13 protein-coding genes are annotated in these 15,001 nt (G+C 73.0%); 4 read left to right on the forward strand and 9 right to left on the reverse strand.

Features of this window, described 5'->3' with window-relative positions:
• Positions 1 to 100: 100 nt before the first annotated feature.
• The 5 genes from C6Y14_RS39050 to C6Y14_RS39070 are packed head-to-tail and all read right to left on the reverse strand — an operon-like array spanning position 101 to position 4,061.
• Positions 101 to 352, reverse strand: a complete 252-nt coding sequence (locus C6Y14_RS39050) for a tautomerase family protein (protein WP_107021655.1) — start codon at positions 350 to 352, stop codon at positions 101 to 103.
• Positions 353 to 362: 10 nt separating this feature from the next.
• Positions 363 to 857, reverse strand: a complete 495-nt coding sequence (locus tag C6Y14_RS39055; protein ID WP_159074396.1) for a cupin domain-containing protein — start codon at positions 855 to 857, stop codon at positions 363 to 365.
• Positions 858 to 868: 11 nt separating this feature from the next.
• A complete protein-coding gene (locus tag C6Y14_RS39060) occupies positions 869 to 2,347 on the reverse strand; it encodes an MFS transporter (RefSeq protein ID WP_107021657.1) in 1,479 nt (492 codons plus the stop codon).
• A complete protein-coding gene (locus C6Y14_RS39065; protein WP_107021658.1) occupies positions 2,344 to 3,123 on the reverse strand; it encodes an HAD family hydrolase in 780 nt (259 codons plus the stop codon). The genes C6Y14_RS39060 and C6Y14_RS39065 overlap by 4 nt, the downstream gene beginning before the upstream one ends.
• Positions 3,120 to 4,061, reverse strand: coding sequence for a pseudouridine-5'-phosphate glycosidase (locus C6Y14_RS39070; protein ID WP_107021659.1), 942 nt, complete (start codon positions 4,059 to 4,061; stop codon positions 3,120 to 3,122). Before C6Y14_RS39070 ends, C6Y14_RS39065 begins: the two co-directional genes overlap by 4 nt.
• A 186-nt stretch (positions 4,062 to 4,247) precedes the next feature.
• On the opposite strand from C6Y14_RS39070, the gene C6Y14_RS39075 reads away from it, so the two are divergent.
• Positions 4,248 to 5,801, forward strand: a complete 1,554-nt coding sequence (locus tag C6Y14_RS39075; RefSeq protein ID WP_107021660.1) for a hypothetical protein — start codon at positions 4,248 to 4,250, stop codon at positions 5,799 to 5,801.
• A gap of 110 nt (positions 5,802 to 5,911) precedes the next feature.
• On the opposite strand, the gene C6Y14_RS39080 is transcribed toward C6Y14_RS39075, so the two are convergent.
• Together C6Y14_RS39080 and C6Y14_RS39085 are read right to left on the reverse strand one after the other, a co-directional pair.
• Complete coding sequence (locus C6Y14_RS39080) at positions 5,912 to 6,613, reverse strand: hypothetical protein (protein WP_107021661.1); 702 nt, start codon at positions 6,611 to 6,613, stop codon at positions 5,912 to 5,914.
• Between the two features lie 126 nt (positions 6,614 to 6,739).
• Positions 6,740 to 9,523 (reverse strand): ATP-binding protein, encoded by a 2,784-nt coding sequence (locus tag C6Y14_RS39085; RefSeq protein ID WP_107021662.1) that lies wholly within the window; start codon positions 9,521 to 9,523, stop codon positions 6,740 to 6,742.
• Positions 9,524 to 9,738: 215 nt separating this feature from the next.
• On the opposite strand from C6Y14_RS39085, the gene C6Y14_RS45635 reads away from it, so the two are divergent.
• The 3 genes from C6Y14_RS45635 (at position 9,739) to C6Y14_RS39100 (ending at position 11,607) form a co-directional block, all read left to right on the forward strand.
• The gene (locus C6Y14_RS45635; RefSeq protein ID WP_159074397.1) at positions 9,739 to 10,059 is read left to right on the forward strand and encodes a hypothetical protein; all 321 of its coding nucleotides are present in this window, start codon (positions 9,739 to 9,741) and stop codon (positions 10,057 to 10,059) included.
• A gap of 119 nt (positions 10,060 to 10,178) precedes the next feature.
• Complete coding sequence (locus C6Y14_RS39095) at positions 10,179 to 11,015, forward strand: alpha/beta fold hydrolase (protein ID WP_107021663.1); 837 nt, start codon at positions 10,179 to 10,181, stop codon at positions 11,013 to 11,015.
• 22 nt (positions 11,016 to 11,037) lie between these two features.
• A complete protein-coding gene (locus C6Y14_RS39100) occupies positions 11,038 to 11,607 on the forward strand; it encodes a TetR/AcrR family transcriptional regulator (RefSeq protein WP_107021664.1) in 570 nt (189 codons plus the stop codon).
• Here C6Y14_RS39100 and nhaA read toward each other — a convergent pair.
• Positions 11,582 to 13,480, reverse strand: a complete 1,899-nt coding sequence (nhaA, locus tag C6Y14_RS39105) for a Na+/H+ antiporter NhaA (protein WP_107021710.1) — start codon at positions 13,478 to 13,480, stop codon at positions 11,582 to 11,584. The genes C6Y14_RS39100 and nhaA overlap by 26 nt on opposite strands.
• A gap of 63 nt (positions 13,481 to 13,543) precedes the next feature.
• The gene (locus tag C6Y14_RS39110) at positions 13,544 to 14,854 is read right to left on the reverse strand and encodes an SGNH/GDSL hydrolase family protein (protein ID WP_107021665.1); all 1,311 of its coding nucleotides are present in this window, start codon (positions 14,852 to 14,854) and stop codon (positions 13,544 to 13,546) included.
• Positions 14,855 to 15,001 lie beyond the last annotated feature (147 nt).

Raw genomic sequence — 15,001 nt, forward strand, 5'->3', positions numbered from 1 at the left:
CCCCCGCCCCGCCCGGCGTTCCGTAGCGAAAACGCAACCGCACACGGCCGGTGGCCGACGGCACAAACCGTCGGCCACCGGCCGTGTGCGTCGGTTTTTGTCAAGGGCGCCTCGACAACGCGGGTTCGGCCTCCGCGGGCACCGGCGCACGGTCCGCCGGCTCCTCGATCGGGGTGTCGGCGAGGACGCCTCCACGGCCCCAGTGATCCTGCTCGACATCCCGTACGAGGACGGTCACGACGTCTCTCGGGCATCCCGCGATCCGGGCCACGGTCGTGGTCAGCTCGTCCACGAGATCGGCTCGTTTCTGTCGGTCGTTGCCCTTCCACCAGTCCACGGTCACCACAGGCATGTTTCTCTCCTCATTCGTTGTGTGCGTCGAAGGATGTGCCGGAAGATTTCTCAGGGGTTACGAGGCCCTCGGCCGCCGGGAACTGGTCGAATCTGCGCGCCAGTTCTTCCAGCATCTCGGGCGTCGGTTCGGGCGACGAGTTCAGCAGGTCGCCCAGTTCGCGGAAGTACCTCTCCCGGCCGCCGTCCGGGGTGAACATCACCAGCAGGGTGGCGGGATCGGTGCCGGGATTGCCGAACGCGTGGCTGGTGCCGGGCGGCACCATCATGAACGTGCCGGGACCGGCGACGCGCCGCTCCCCGCCCAGCGTGAGCAGGACGTCGCCGCTCGCCACGTAGAACATCTCGGTCAGTTCGTTGTGGAAGTGCAGGGGGGCGCCGGGTGCGCGGGGCGGCAACCGGTGCTCGGTGAGGCCGAAGCGGCCGGCCGTGTCGTCCCCGGTGACGAGGAAGGAGACGGGGGTGCCGCCGACGACCGTGGTGGGACCGCCCCCGGGTTCGATCACTCGGGGGAGCGTCACCGCTCGCCCCCGGCAGCCGTACGGCCGGCCGTCGTACGGGGCGACAGGGTCCGCAGTGCCACCGCGGCGGCCACCAGGGCGAGGACGGCGGTCAGCGCGTACGCCCGCCCGAACGCCCCGCCGGCTGGCGCGTCACCGAGTACGAGGACCAGTACGGCCAGTCCCGTCGCGCCGCCCGTGTACTGCGTCGTCGTCAGTACGGCGGACGCGGTGCCCTGCTCGCTGTCCGGCACGTCCTTGGTGCCCGCGATGTACATCCCCGCGAAGGCCATGCCCTGGCCCAGCCCGCTGACCAGCAGGCCCGGCAGTACGGCAGTCCAGTAGTCCGAGCCGCCCGTCCCGAGGCCTAGCAGGGCGAGGCCCGCCGCGCCGACCGCGAATCCGGTGGCGAGGGTGCGGCGGATGCCCCACGGCCCGGCGAGCCGCCCGGTGACGAGGTTGCCCGCCACCACGCTCAGCGCCAGCGGCAGGAAGGCGATACCGGCACCCAGCGGACCGTAGCCCCACACGTCCTGGAGGAAGAGCGTGATCAGGAAGAACTCGGCGCCGACGCTCGCCATGTAGAGCGCCGACATCGCGCTCGCACCGGCCAGCGAGCGCACCCGCAGCAGGGCCGGCGGGATGAGCGGGGTGGCGGCCGGACGCCGGTCGTACGCCGACCAGGCCGTGCCCAGTGCGCCGGCCGCGGCGAGGCAGCCGAGGCACGACGCGGAGGCCCAGCCGTCGACCGCGGCCTGGGTGAGCGCCGCCACCAGGAAGAGCACAGCGCCGGTGAACAGGGCGGCGCCGGGGATGTTGAGGTGCCTGACCGAGGCCTTGGTGCGCGCGCCGGCCGGCAGGACCCGCAGTGCGAGGACGACGGTGAGCGCGATGAGCGGCACGTTCACGAAGAACACCCACCGCCAGGAGAGCGCGGCGGTCAGCACACCGCCGATCAGTACACCGGCCGCGAGTCCCACCGCACCGATCGCGCCCCAGATCGCGAGGGCCCGGGAACGGACGGGACCCGCCGGGAACGCGGCACCGATCAGGGCCAGCATCGCCGGGGTCAGGGCGGCGGCGCCGATGCCCTGGGCGGCACGGGAGGCGACCAGCAGCCACTGGTCCCCGGCCAGTCCGGCGGCGAGCGAGCCCAGACCGAACAGGCCCAGCGCGCCGAGGAAGAGCCGGCGCGGACCGGTCAGGTCGGCGGCCCGGCCCCCGACCACGAGGAAACTGGCGAAGAAGACGGCGTACGCCGACACGACCCACTGGAGCCGTTCCGGGGCCAGGCCGAGACCTGATCCGATGCTGGGCAGCGCCACGTAGATGATCGAGTAGTCGAGTGCCACCAGGAACTGGGCGATGGACAGGGCCAGCAGCGCGGCCACCTTACGGCCGGTGAACCGGGTGGACGTGGGGGCGGGGGAGAGCGCGGGGTCGGAGGTCTCGGGGGAGGGTTGGGGGGAGGTCTGAGGGGTCTGGGCGGTGGTCATGACAGGGCTCCGGTCGGTTCCGGGCTGGTCCCGGTGAGGGCTCGGGTGGTGACGCGGGTCGTGGCGTGGGTCGAGGCGCCGGCCGTGGCGGGGGTCGTGACGCGGGCGGTGAGCGGCGTTCCGCGCAGGAGGACGTCGATCACCGAGGGGAAGTCGGCCACGACATGGTCGGCGCCGGCGGCCTTGAGCGCCTCGGCGGTGTCGACGCCGTAGGAGACGGCCACGGTCCGCAGGCCGGCGGCACGGGCCATCGTCATGTCGGTGACGGTGTCGCCGACGTACCAGGACCGCGAGGCCTGTGCGCGGAGGTCGGCCAGGGCCCGCAGCGCCATGTCGGGGTGGGGCTTGCCGCGTTCGACCATGTTGTGGCAGACGACGGTGTCGAACCGATTGAGGATGCCGGTGGCGTCCAGCAGCGCGTGGGCGCTCGCATAGATCTTGGAGGTGGCGATGCCGAGCGGATGTCCCGCCGACCGCCGCAGCCGCTCCAGCCCTTCGGTCACGCCCGGCAGCAGCAGCTCAGGCCCCCTGCTGAGGACGTCCGTGGTGAAGCGGCGGCGGTAGCGGGCGGCGGCCTCGGCGGTCACGGTGTCGTGGACGCACGTGCCCAACAGCCCCGCCAGAGAGGCCTCCAGCGGCTTGCCCACCGTGGCCAGCACGTCCGCGTGCGAGGGATCGGCGCCGAGACCGCGCACCACGTCACCGATCAGCGCGGCGATGGCGGACGGGGTGTCGGCGAGGGTGCCGTCGATGTCGAAGACGAACGCGGTAGTCATGCCGCGGCCACCTGCCCGTCCGGCTCGGCGGTGGCGGCGTACGCGACCGCGAGGTGCCCGGCGAGCCGGGCGGTACTGATGAGGACCTCGCGGTTGGCCGCGGCGGAACGGCCCTGTGTCGCCCGCGAGACGGCCTTCATCAGATACGGGGTCGCGGCGGGACCGCGCACCCCGTCGTCCTCGGCGGCACGCAGGGCCTCCTGGATGACCCCCTCCATCAGGTCGCTGTCCAGGGCGTGTTCCTCGTCGATGGGCGCGGTGATCAGGGCGCCACCGGGCAGCCCGGCCGCCCAGTGCATCCGCACCGCGCGGGCGATGTCGCCCGGGTCGTCGATCCGCCGGGGGACGCGCAGACCGCTGGAACGGCAGTAGAAGGCGGGGAAGTGGTCGAAGCGGTAGCCGATCACCGGCACACCGAGCGTCTCCAGGTACTCCAGCGTCAGGCCCAGGTCCAGGATGCTCTTCGCGCCGGCGCAGACCACGGCGACCTTGCTCCGCGTGAACTGCACGAGGTCGGCGGAGATGTCGAAGCTCTCGCCCGCACCGCGGTGGACACCGCCGATGCCCGCCGTGGAGAAGAACGGGATGCCCGCGAGATCCGCGGCGACGATCGACGAGGCCACCGTGGTGGCTCCCAGGCCGCCACCGGCCAGTACGACACCGACGTCCCTGCTGGACACCTTGGGCACCTCGGTGCCGACCGCGAAGCGCTCCATGTCGTCGGGGGACATGCCCACGGTGAACCGCCCGCCGTCAAGACCGACGGTCGCGGGGACGGCACCCGACTCCCGGACGGCCTTCTCGATGGCGAGCGCCGTCTCCACGTTGCCCGGGTAGGGCAGTCCGTGGGCGATCACCGTCGATTCCAGGGCGACAACGGGCCGGTTCTCGGCCAGCGCGTCACCTACTTCCTCACTTGTACGCAGCAATGGGTGCACGAGGGGTCTCCTGAACGGTTCGTCGTACGGCGATTGGGGGCGGAGGCGGTGCGTGCGACCCGGTCGGCGCGGGACTGCGCAGCTCCCCGGGTCACCAGGACTGTCCCGGAACCCGTTCCCGTTCCGTTCCCACCCCGCGATCACCCGGTTTCACGCGTTGTCAGTGCCGGGCGCTTGAATGGCCGCATGAACCTCCACGACGTCGCGCTGCGGCTGCCGGACACCGCCGAAGTCCTCGACCGCTGCGGCTCGTTGGCGGTTCTGCACGCGATCCTCCAACCGGACCCCGCCCGTCGGGGCTGCACACTCACCGCTGCGCAGGAGGGGACGCAAGCCGCGCGGCTGCTGCACCCGGACGGCAGATGGCTGAGCGTCGGCTTCTCCGGGGCCGAAGCCGAGGCCGAAGCCGGGACTGCTGGTGGGACCGGTGGCGGGGCACTGCTGCACTGGCACCAGGTGCCGGGGAAGGGGCGGCCCGGAGTGCTGGACGACGTCCCCAAGTCGCTGTGGCGGATCCTGGAGGACGTCTCGTGCGACTGCCTGGGCGACCCGCGGCTGATGGCCGCCGCGATCTGGCGGGAGCCGGGCGACGACACCTGGCGGGCGACCGACGACTCGGCCCCGGGCGCGGCCCCGTCCCTGCTCCGCTGCCTGACCGGCCGTTCCCCCGAGCGCGCGCGCCGGTTCGCGTTCAAGCACTACGGCACGCGCGCGGGTCGTGAGGCGGTCCACCACCTGATGGCCCTGCGGACGGACCGCGGGCCGGGGCCTGGCGCGTCGGCCGGGACGGCGAGCGCGGCGCCGACCGCAGGGCCTGCCGCGCGGGCGTTCCCGGCGGCCGGGCGTCTGCCGTCCCCGGCTACGCTCCGGCGGAGCAGCGAACTGTTCCGCCGCCGTGACGCCTCCGGGCTGATCACCACCGCGGCCTTCCGGCACCGAGCAGGCCACGACCAGCAGCACTTCACCGACCTCGCCGCCGAGGTCGACGGCGACATGGTGGCGATCGGCGGCGGCGCGACCGCCGTGGACGCACCGCAGGGCGCGCTGCTCACCGCCTCGTACCCGGCGGACGACGGATCGGCCTGGCTGGCGTCGTCAAAGGACCACAACATCCCGCAGCCGCACCGGCTGACCGCCTTCGCGATCGGCATGAGGATCGACGGCGTCAGCCGTGACCGACTGGCCGGGGAACTGCTGACCGTCGTCCGGAACCGGAGCCGGCACGCGGCGCACCCCTTCGCCTCCGCCCGGGTCCCGGAGGGGCACACGCTGATCGGCGGGGGCTTCCGCGTCAACTGGCGCGATCCCAGGGGCGGTCACACCGAGGGGAACCTCGCCACCGCCTCCTTCCCACGGGCCGGCGGCGCCTGGACCGCGCGCTCCAAGGACCACCGGGTCTCCAGCCCGTGCACCATCGACGCGTACGCGGTCTGTCTGAAGTCCTCTTTCGTGGTCGACGGCGTCCGGTACACCGTGGATGTCCGGACGGACTTCGCCGAGAGCGACGGGGGCCCGGTGCCGCACCCGTCCGCCGTGCTCCCGCTCCCCGCGAGCGGACACGTCCTGACCGGCATCGGCGCCGAGGCGCTTCCCACCGAACCGGGCTCCCTGCTGTGGCAGTTGGAGCCCACGGCGGACGGCACGGGCCCGGGTGTCAGGTCAGGGTCGAAGGATCACGGGGAATGGTCCCCCGACACGTTGTGCGCGTGGGTGCTGGGCATCCGTCTGATACGAAGCTGACGACGGGCCGGTACCGGATCCGGTGCCGAAGCCGAAGCCGAAGCTGACGCAGAAGCCGATGTCGATGTCGATGTCGGAGCCTACGAGCAGGAACTCCGCGGACGGCGCCGTCACTTGCCGAACAGGCCGGTGACGATGTCTCCGATGCCGCCGAGGAGACCGCCGGAGGACGTCTCGGTCGGCGCGGGCTCGGCCGAGGTGTCCGGGGGAGTGGAGTCGGCCTGACTCGGAGCCGCGGTCGGCTCCTGTGCCGAGTCGGGGGACGCCGTCCGGCTGGGCTGCGCGGCGACCGCTTCCTCCTCATCGGCGGGCACCACCCCGGTGTTGCCCGCCTTTGAGGACGCGCCGGCCTCGGTGGGCTCGGCGGCCGAGGTGTTCGAGCCCTTCTCCTTCGACGGCGAACCGCCCATCGCCTCCGGGGCCGTGTCCGCGGACGGCTGCCGGATCAGTGACCCCGCGGCGGTGGACGAGGGGCTGTCGGCGGTCGGCGTGCCGGACTCCGGCCGTTGCGACTGCTGCGCCTCGTCCACGCTCCGGTTCTGGCTGCTGCCGCCGAGCACGCCGGGTATCTGGAGCCAGGGCGCGGTGGAGTTGCCGTCGGCGATCGCGACGCCGAGGGTGGCGGCGGAACACACGCACCCGGCCGCCACGAGCCAGCCCATCCGGCGCATCCGGCTGGCCCGCCGGCCGCTGGGATCGACGAATATCGGTGCGCCGCCGGCCGGGTCGGAGCCGCTTTCCGCGTCGCGGTCCAGGACGTCCGTACCGTGCTCCGGGCGTATGTGCCCTTCCTCGCCCGCCTTGCCTGTCATGCAACTGCCCTTTCACCGTGCTGTGGTTCGCGTGGGGGCCGTGTGTCACCGGCCTGCGAAAGTGATCCGTTGCCGTGGTGGTGTACGGATTGGTCCAAAGAGGAAAAGATTTGTCCGAGCCTGTCGTCACCACGGGGCGGCCACGGATCCGTCCGCTTCGAGGCCGTACCGCTCGAAGCCGTTCCACTCCGTGATCCCGGCTTCCGCCCGGTGCCGGGCGAAGTCCGCGAGTGCCGTCGTGGCGCCCGCGTCGGCCGCCGCGCGCGCGAGCCGCTCGGCGGCTTCGAGGTCGTGGGACTGCTGGCGGAGTTTGGCGAGCGCCACGAGGGCCGAGACGTCCCCGTCGGCGACCGCCGCTTCGGCCAGTCGCTCGGCTCCGGCGAGATCGCCGTTCTGGTGGCGCAGCCGCATCAGGAAGGCGAACGGGTAGGCGCCGCCCGCCTCTGCGGTCGCGTGGGCGAGACGCTCGGCCTCCGCGGGCCGTCCGGAACGCAGGACGGCCAGGCCGAAGAGGCCGGACGTGTCGCCGCTCGCCGCCGCGGCGCGGGCAAACTGTTCCGCGGCCTCCGGACGGCCGTCCTTCTCCTGCATCCAGGCGAGGAAGACCAGCGCCGCGGTGTTTCCCTCCGCGGCGGCGTCGGTGGCCAGTTGCTCCGCCGTTTCGAGGTCACCGTCCAGGTGTTTCAGCTCCGCGAGCTCCACGAGTGCGTAGGGTTCGCCGCGTTTGGCCACATCCCAGTACAGACGTTCCGCCTCACAGGTGTCACCTGCCTGCCGGCGCAGCTCGGCGAGGTCCAGCAGCGCAGCGGAGTTGCCGGCGTCCGCCGCGGCCCGGGCGAAGCGCTCGGCGGCGCTGTGCTGTCCGGCCTGCTCACGCAACTGCGCGAGTTCGAGGAGGGCCGAGGTGTCGCCGAGGGCCGAAGCAGTGAGCGCGAGGCGTTCGGCCTCGTCGAGGTCCCCCGTCATGTCGCAGGACCTGGCGAGCACCGCGTAGGCGAACGTGTCACCGGTGCCGACGGCACGCCGGCCCATCCGCAGGGCGGCGGAGTGGTCGTTCTCGTCCTGGCGCAGCAGGGCCAGGTGGATGAGAGCGGTGGCGTCCCCGGCCTCGGCGGCCACCTCAGCCAGCTGTTCGGCCAGGGCCCTGTTGCCCGTCTTCTCGTGGAGGTAGGCCAGTTCGACCAGGGGCGCGGTGTTACCCCGGTCGGCGGCGTCCCGTGCGTGCCGCTCGGCCGAGGAGAGTTCGCCCGCCTGACGGGCGACCCGTGCGAGCGCCGCGGACGCGGCCGGTTCCGCGCTGTCGGCGGCGGCCCGGTACAAGGAGGTGCCGCCCGCGCCGTCGCCCGTCCGTTCACGCAGCTTGGCCAGCTCCAGGAGTGCCGTGCTGCTGCCCTGCCCCGCGAGTGCTTCGTACAGGGCCGCGCCGTGGCGGAGGCGTCCGCGGCGGACGGCGGAGTCCGCCAGTGCTTCGAGGTCCTGGGGCCGGGTGACGTGGACGGCGGCGGCGTCCCAGAACGACTTGGGAGGGCAGAGCATCCGCCGGGCCGTGCGGGCGTGCTGATCGAGATAGCCGGCCAGCCGGTAGGCCGGGCCTGCCGACTGCTCGTGGCGTTTGCGGCGGATCGGGGCCAGGAGTCCCGGCACACCGTTGCAGGGGGCGGCGCAGTAGTCGAGCGCCGCTTCCACCCAGTGCTCGTCCAGGGCGCCGTCGTCCCTGTCGGCTATGTAGTCCTCGGCGGCGTCCGCGAGGAGGGCCCGGGGCAGGGCGATGCCGTGCCCCAGGCGCCGGAAGTCCATGGCCGCCTTGATCAGAGCCGTTGCCCCGGGCGGCGCGGTGTCGAAGCGGGCGAGGAGTTCCGGGGCGCCGGCCAGGAACTGGGTGATCTCGCCCGTGGTGGTGTGCGCCAGGGCCTGCGTCAGGCGGGCGTCGCGGTGGGCCAGTTCTCGGGTGGCCCTGAGGTCCGCCCCGTCGAAGGTCGCGGGGATCGTCAGCCGCCGCCCGCCGGTGGCCAGGAGTTCCCGCTGCTGGGCGAACGGATCGCTGTCCTGGGCGGCGGGCCGGGCGGTGAGCCGGTGCCAGTGCTGCGGCCACAGGGTGGCCAGGACCAGCACGGGCCTTCGGCTCGCGTCGCGGAGCGTGCTGCGCAGGGCTGCCGTGATCCGCTCGGCGGTGTCCGCGTCGGGGATGAGCAGGTAGTGCTGCGCGTCGTTGAGCCAGATCACGGTACGCGGCCCGACCCGGGAGATCCCGTCCAGGGCCGCGGCGGGCCGGGTGGGGTCGAACGGATGCCATACCCGCCACTCGCCGGGCAGCGGCTCCAGCGCCTCCCAGCACGCCCGTGTCTTGCCCGTCGACGACTCGCCGACCAGCGTCACCAGACTGCTGGTCCCCGACAGGGCGGCACGGACGATCTCGGCGAGCCGCCGGTCGTGCTCCCGCTCCACGTACACGGGAAGCTGCGGCAGACCGTCACCGCCGGGCACGCCGACCGCCCGGTGGACCTCCAGATCGAAAGGGTCCAGCAGTGCGACGGGGGCGCCCAGCGGCTGGACCAGCTGGGCGTTCATCCAGGCTCCTGCCGTCTGCTCCATCGCCTCCTCGGCGGGCCACCCGGCCAGTTGGGCCAGTGCCCCCGCCACGGACACCACGTCGGCCCGCACCGCGGGGATCTCGGACGAGCCGATGATCCGGTGCACGGAGTCCTTGGAAGGGCTGCCCGGCAGGGAGTCGTCCCGCGCGACCGCGGCGGCGATGGCCTGCACGCTGGGGGCACCCGCGTCCAGGTACAGCCGGTAGAGCAGGTCCTTGAGGTCGGCCGGCGGTCCCGGCGCGACGCATGGCCGAGCGATGCGCCGCTGGCTGCCGCGCGGCCGGCCGCCGCGCCGCGCCCTGGACTCGTCGTGACTCATCTCAGCATCGTGACTCACCAACTGCCTGTCCGACAGTAGGACTTGACACATGCGCCCGAGCCTGCATCGGGTCGTCGCAACTCGTCGGGGACTGCTCGGCAGGTCCCACGCTGGTCGTCACGGAGCAGTGCACCACCGCAGGTCTCTCCGCCCTCAGCCGTCTGCCACGGGCCCCGCCCTGCCCTGTCCTGCCCTCACGCGAAGGAGTTACGCCGATGCCGACCCCGCCTCCCGACACGCCGAACGCACCCGACACGCCGAACGCACCGGCCGCAACCAACGCACCGGACACGTCGGCCGCACCGGATACGTCGAACGCACCGGCCGCACCCAACACGCCGGCCCCGCCGGCACCAGGCCCGCCGCCGCCCCTGATCGCGATCGTCGCCGTCCTCGCCGCGGGGTTCGTCCTCCTCGTCTGCGGCGCCGTCGCGTACATCGCGTGGCGGCACCCGGCCACGGCGGTCCCCCTCTGTGCGGCGATCGCGCTCGCCGCCGTACTGGCACCCCTCTGCCTCGCCGCGTTCCGTCGCTGAGTACGTCTTCCCGAGACCGCCATTGACAGGTTCGGCTAATGGGATTAGCTTCTGGCTAACAAGATTAGCCAACGGGGCGGCCGACCGAGAGGGCCGGCCCACGCGACCTGGGAGATGTCATGACCGAGTACCTCGCCGTCGACGGCGGCACGATCGCTTACGAGGTGGCGGGGTCCGGCCCGCTGATCGTCCTCGCGCACGGCATGGGCGACAGCCGCGCCGCCTACCGCGCGCTGATCCCGCCGCTGGTCGCGGCCGGCCACCGCGTCGCCGCCGTCGACCTGCGCGGCTGCGGCGAATCCAGTACCGACTGGCCCGCCTGGAGCCGCACCGCGATCGCCGGCGACCTGCTCGCCCTGATCCGCCACCTCGGCGGCCCGGCCGTGCTCGTCGGCCACTCGATCTCCGGCGGCGCCGCCACCATCGCCGCGGCGCAGGAGCCTTCACTGGTCACCGCGGTCGTCGAGCTGGCGCCGTTCACCCGCAAGCAGTCGGTCAGCCTCGGCGGCATGCGCGTCAAGCGCTACCGGCAGGGCATGTTCCGCCTGCTCGGCACCGGCGTGTTCGGCAGCGTGGGGCAGTGGCGCTCGTACCTCGACGTGGCCTACCCCGGCGCGAAGCCCGCCCACTGGGCCGAGCGGCTCGGCCGTATCGACGCCCTGACACGCGAGCCGGGCCGGATGAAGGCAATGCAGGGCATGGGCCGCAGCGCCCCGACCGACGCGGGCGCGCAGCTCGGCAACGTCCGCTGCCCGGTCCTGGTCGTGATGGGCACCCTCGACCCCGACTGGGTCGACCCGCACGCCGAGGGTTCGGCGATCATCGGTGACCTGCCGGCCGGCCTCGGCCGCCTTGAGATGATCGAGGGCGCCGGACACTACCCGCACGACCAGTTCCCCGACGAGGTGCTTTCGCTCATGCTCGACTTCCTGCGGACGGACGCCGCCCGTGCCTAGGGCGGGACTGGACCCGGCGGCCGTGGTCGCGGCCGCCGCCGCCCTCGCCGACGAGGTGGGCTTCGCCCATCTGACGATGGGGCTGCTGGCCGAACGGGTGGGGGTGCGCACACCGTCCCTGTACAAGCACGTGGGCGGCCAGGAGGACCTCAACCGGCGTATCGCGGCGCTGGCGATGAGCGAGGCCGCCGACGCGGTCGGCGGCGCGGTCCAGGGGTACGCGGGCCGCGACGCCCTGGCGGCGGCCGCGCGGGCCTTCCGCGCCTTCGTCCTGGAGCACCCCGGCCGGTACGCGGCGACGATCGGCGTGGAACCGGCCGACCGGGACGATCCGATGGCCGTCGCGAGCCGGCGGCTGCTCGGCGCGTTCAGGGCGGTCCTGCGCGGCTACGAGACCCCGGAGTCCGACGTGGACCACGCCCTGCGCATGCTCCGCAGCCTCTGCCACGGGTTCGCCACGCTGCAGGCGGCCGACGGCTTCCAGTGGAGCGCCGACATCGACGAGAGCTTCGAGTGGCTGATCGCCTTCGCCGACCGGGGCCTGCGCGCGGTCGCGGCCCCCGAGGTCAGTTCGCCGGCCCCGCCCCGGTGAGCGAGGCCCGCTGCCGTGCGGCGCGCACCGCCGCGGACAGCGCGGCGATGTCGTAGGCGCCGTGGTGGCGGCGCCCGTTGACGAAGAAGGTGGGTGTGCCCGACACCCCGCTGAGGTCGGCGGACTCCACGTCGGCGGCGACCCTGGCGGCGCCCGTACCGGCCCGCAGGTCGGCGCGGAAGCGGTCGGTGTCGAGGCCGATCTCCCCGGCGTAGCGCAGCAGGTCCTTCGGCAGCAGATCTCCTTGGTGCCGCATCAGCTGCTCGTGCATCTCCCAGTAGCTGCCCTGGCGGTCGGCGGCCTCGGCGGCCTCCGCCGCGAGCTGCGCACCCGGGTGCACGTCCGGGAGCGGCAGGTGCCGCCACACGTACCGTACGTCGCCGAAGTCGGCGAGCAGTTCGCGCACCACGGGCTCGGCCAGCCCGCAGTAGGGGCATTCGAAGTCCCCGTACTCCAGGAGCGTCACGGGCGCGTCCCGGGGGCCGCGTACGTGATCACGCTCCATGTCGACGGGGTCGCTGAGGTCGACGATGGTCTGGCCCGTGCCCAGCAGGGCGCGGGCCCGGGACGGCGCGGACAGGGCGCCGGTGACCGCGGTGACCAGCCAGGCGAGCAGGAACGAGCAGAGCACGGCGCCGAGGATGCCGATCTTCGCCTGCTCCAGCCGGTCGCCGTCGAAGGCGAGTGTGGCGATCAGCAGGGACACCGTGAAGCCCACCCCGGCCAGCGTGCCGCCCGCGGAGATGGCGCCCCAGCCGACCGGCGGATGCAGGCGCCCCTTGCTGAGCCGTGTGGTGAGCCAGGTCGCGCCGATGATGCCGACCGGCTTGCCGAGCACATAGCCGAGGAGGATGCCGAGGGTGACCGGGGAGGTGAACGCGCCGGTCAGCTGGTCGGCGCTGAGGGTGATCCCGGCGTTGGCTAGGGCGAACAGCGGCACGATCACATAGCTCGTCCAGGGGTGGAGCATGCGCTGGAGCCGGTCGTTGGGGGAGAGCGTCGAGGCGATCTGCCGCCGTACGGTGCGCTCCAGTTCGGCGGTCGGCTGCTCGCGGAAGCGCCGGAACTGCCTGCTGGCCTGTTCCAGGTCACCGCGCTCCGCCGGGCGGGCGTACGTCAGCAGTCCCATCGCGAGGCCGGTCACCACCGGGTCCACCCCGGACTTCAGCAGCGCCACCCAGATGGCCACGCCCAGGACCGCGTACAGGGAGGGGACGCGCATGCCGAGGGTGCGGCGCACCACCAGGACGACGGCGAACAGGCCGAGCGCGGTCAGCAGCGCGGGCAGGGCGATGGCTCCGCTGTACGCGAAGGCGATGACGGCCAGGGCCAGGAAGTCGTCGACGACGGCGACGGTGAGGATGAAGACCCGCAGGCTGCCGGGCAGCCGGTTCCCGAAGACGGCGAGCATGCCCAGCGCGAAGGCCGTGTCCGTGGACATGGCCGCGCCCCAGCCGTGCGCGGTGTCCTCGCCCGCGTTGACCGCCAGATAGATCGCGACGGGTACGAGCATGCCGCTGAGCCCCGCGAGCAGCGGCAGGGTGATCCGCCGCCGCTCCCGCAGCTCGCCCATGTCGAACTCGCGGCGCGCCTCCAGACCGACCACGAAGAAGAACAGCGTCATCAGCCCGCTGTTCAGCCACTCGCGCAGTTCGAGGGAGACGCCGCCCGAGCCGACGCGGACCGACAACTCGGTCTCCCACAGGGAGTCGTACGACCCGGCGCCGATGTTGGCCCAGACGAGCGCGGCGAGCGCGCCGGCCAGCAGGACCGCGGCACTGCCGGTCTCCGTCCGCAGGAAGGCGCGCAGGGGGCTGCGGGGGGCGGTGCCGCACAGGGTCTGCAGCGCCGGCGGTGGGGTCTCGGATGGCACGGTCACCCCCTGATTCTGACCCCACTCATGATCCGGCACCCGGCGGGGGCGCGTCCGGTGACGTCAGCGGCGTCCGGTCGACGACACGAGCATCGGCAGCGAGACGTAGTCGGCGAGCGCCCGCTGGCCCGCGATGTTGGCGTGGATGCCGTCGCCGGTGTCGTACGCGGGGTTGATGCTGTTGGGCTTCAGCGGGTCCTTGAGGACCTGGTCGAAGTCCGTCACGCCGTCGCACGTCCCGTCGCAGGTGTTCCCCTTCTTCACGTGGGTGCCGACGGCGTGCCGGTCGAGGTTGTTCCGGTCCGTGTAGCCGGGACGCGAGGTGATCGGTGTGACGTAGACCTTGATCCCGGCGGCCCGCAGCCGCTGGAACACCTCGTCGTAGCTGCGCAGGATCAGCTCGGCGTCACAGCCGTTGGCGAGGTCGTTCGTGCCGTAGTAGTAGAAGACCCCGGTCACCCCGTGCAGGGCGAGCACATCGCGGTCCAGCCGGGACACCGCGTCGAGGCCCCGGATACCGGCTGGATTGCGGGGGCAGTCGGCGGAACTGGTCGTGCCGCCGATGCCCGCGTTGGCGATCGCGAGCTGCCGGGTGCGGGGGAGCTCGGCGGTGACGCGGCGGGCGAGGTCGTCCGTCCAGCGGTGATCGGTTCCCTCGGGCGTGCAGCCGGGTCCGCAGTCGGTGCTGCCGGTCCCGTCGACCACCGAGCTGCCGTACGCGACGATCGTGCCCCTGAGCTTCGGGTTGTGCACGTCGACGGCGCTGACCAGGTACGTGGAGCCGACGGTCTGCGTGTACGCGGAGCCGCTTGCCTCGGCCGTGCGGTCACCCGAGCCGGGTGCGGTCAGGTAGTTGGAGCGGAAGGCGCTGGTGTGCCGTCCGGGTGTGACCGTGCCGGACACGGACAGGGAGACCGCGACGTCGTCCTGCGCGGCGGTCTTCAGCGCCGCCGCGTCGCTCCACACCTCACCGCCGGCCGGTACGACGACCTCGCGCCGCCCGTCGAAGGTGACGGCGAGGACATCGCCCTCGACGGCCGCGTCCTGTCCGCCGCTGTGGCCGACGGTGGCGGCGTCCACGGTGAGCGGGGTCGTGCCGAAGGTGTTCTGGATCCTGATCCGCAGCGCGCCGCCGCCCTGGCCGAGATGCGTGATCATGCGAACGGACTGATCGCGCAGGGGAGTCGGGGCGAGATCCTGCTGGGACTGCGCCCAGGAGGTGAACCAGGCGCGTCCGGCCGCCACGGTGTCGGCGGTCACGGTGGTGCCCGGTGTGGCGGCCGTGGTCGCGGAGACCGCCGACCCCGACGCCAGGAGCGTCAGGGTCAGGGCCAGCGCGGCGCGGCGCAGGGAGGGCGTACGGAAAGGGGGCATGGGGGTCCCTTCGGTGACGTACGGTCCCGGCGCGCAGGCGGAACCTCCGGGACCACGGCGGCTCATTCCCGTATGGCCTGCCCGTGGGGCCCCTGCGCCAGACGTGACGGCCGGTGTCAATTACCGCATCAGGTAAGGGACTTGCCG

Origin of the sequence: Streptomyces dioscori, from assembly GCF_003024195.1 — a bacterium.
Classification (GTDB): Bacteria; Actinomycetota; Actinomycetes; order Streptomycetales; family Streptomycetaceae; genus Streptomyces; species Streptomyces dioscori.

What these genes read in the sequence shown, in the direction of transcription:
- C6Y14_RS39075 (WP_107021660.1), top strand. Translation starts at nt 4,248, where the DNA reads ATGAACCTCCACGACGTCGCGCTGCGGCTGCCGGACACCGCCGAAGTC.
- C6Y14_RS39095 (WP_107021663.1), top strand. Translation starts at nt 10,179, where the DNA reads ATGACCGAGTACCTCGCCGTCGACGGCGGCACGATCGCTTACGAGGTG.
- C6Y14_RS39065 (WP_107021658.1), bottom strand. Translation starts at nt 3,123, where the DNA reads ATGACTACCGCGTTCGTCTTCGACATCGACGGCACCCTCGCCGACACC.
- C6Y14_RS39085 (WP_107021662.1), bottom strand. Translation starts at nt 9,523, where the DNA reads ATGAGTCACGACGAGTCCAGGGCGCGGCGCGGCGGCCGGCCGCGCGGC.
- C6Y14_RS39110 (WP_107021665.1), bottom strand. Translation starts at nt 14,854, where the DNA reads ATGCCCCCTTTCCGTACGCCCTCCCTGCGCCGCGCCGCGCTGGCCCTG.
- C6Y14_RS39060 (WP_107021657.1), bottom strand. Translation starts at nt 2,347, where the DNA reads ATGACCACCGCCCAGACCCCTCAGACCTCCCCCCAACCCTCCCCCGAG.
- C6Y14_RS45635 (WP_159074397.1), top strand. Translation starts at nt 9,739, where the DNA reads ATGCCGACCCCGCCTCCCGACACGCCGAACGCACCCGACACGCCGAAC.
- C6Y14_RS39050 (WP_107021655.1), bottom strand. Translation starts at nt 352, where the DNA reads ATGCCTGTGGTGACCGTGGACTGGTGGAAGGGCAACGACCGACAGAAA.
- C6Y14_RS39080 (WP_107021661.1), bottom strand. Translation starts at nt 6,613, where the DNA reads ATGACAGGCAAGGCGGGCGAGGAAGGGCACATACGCCCGGAGCACGGT.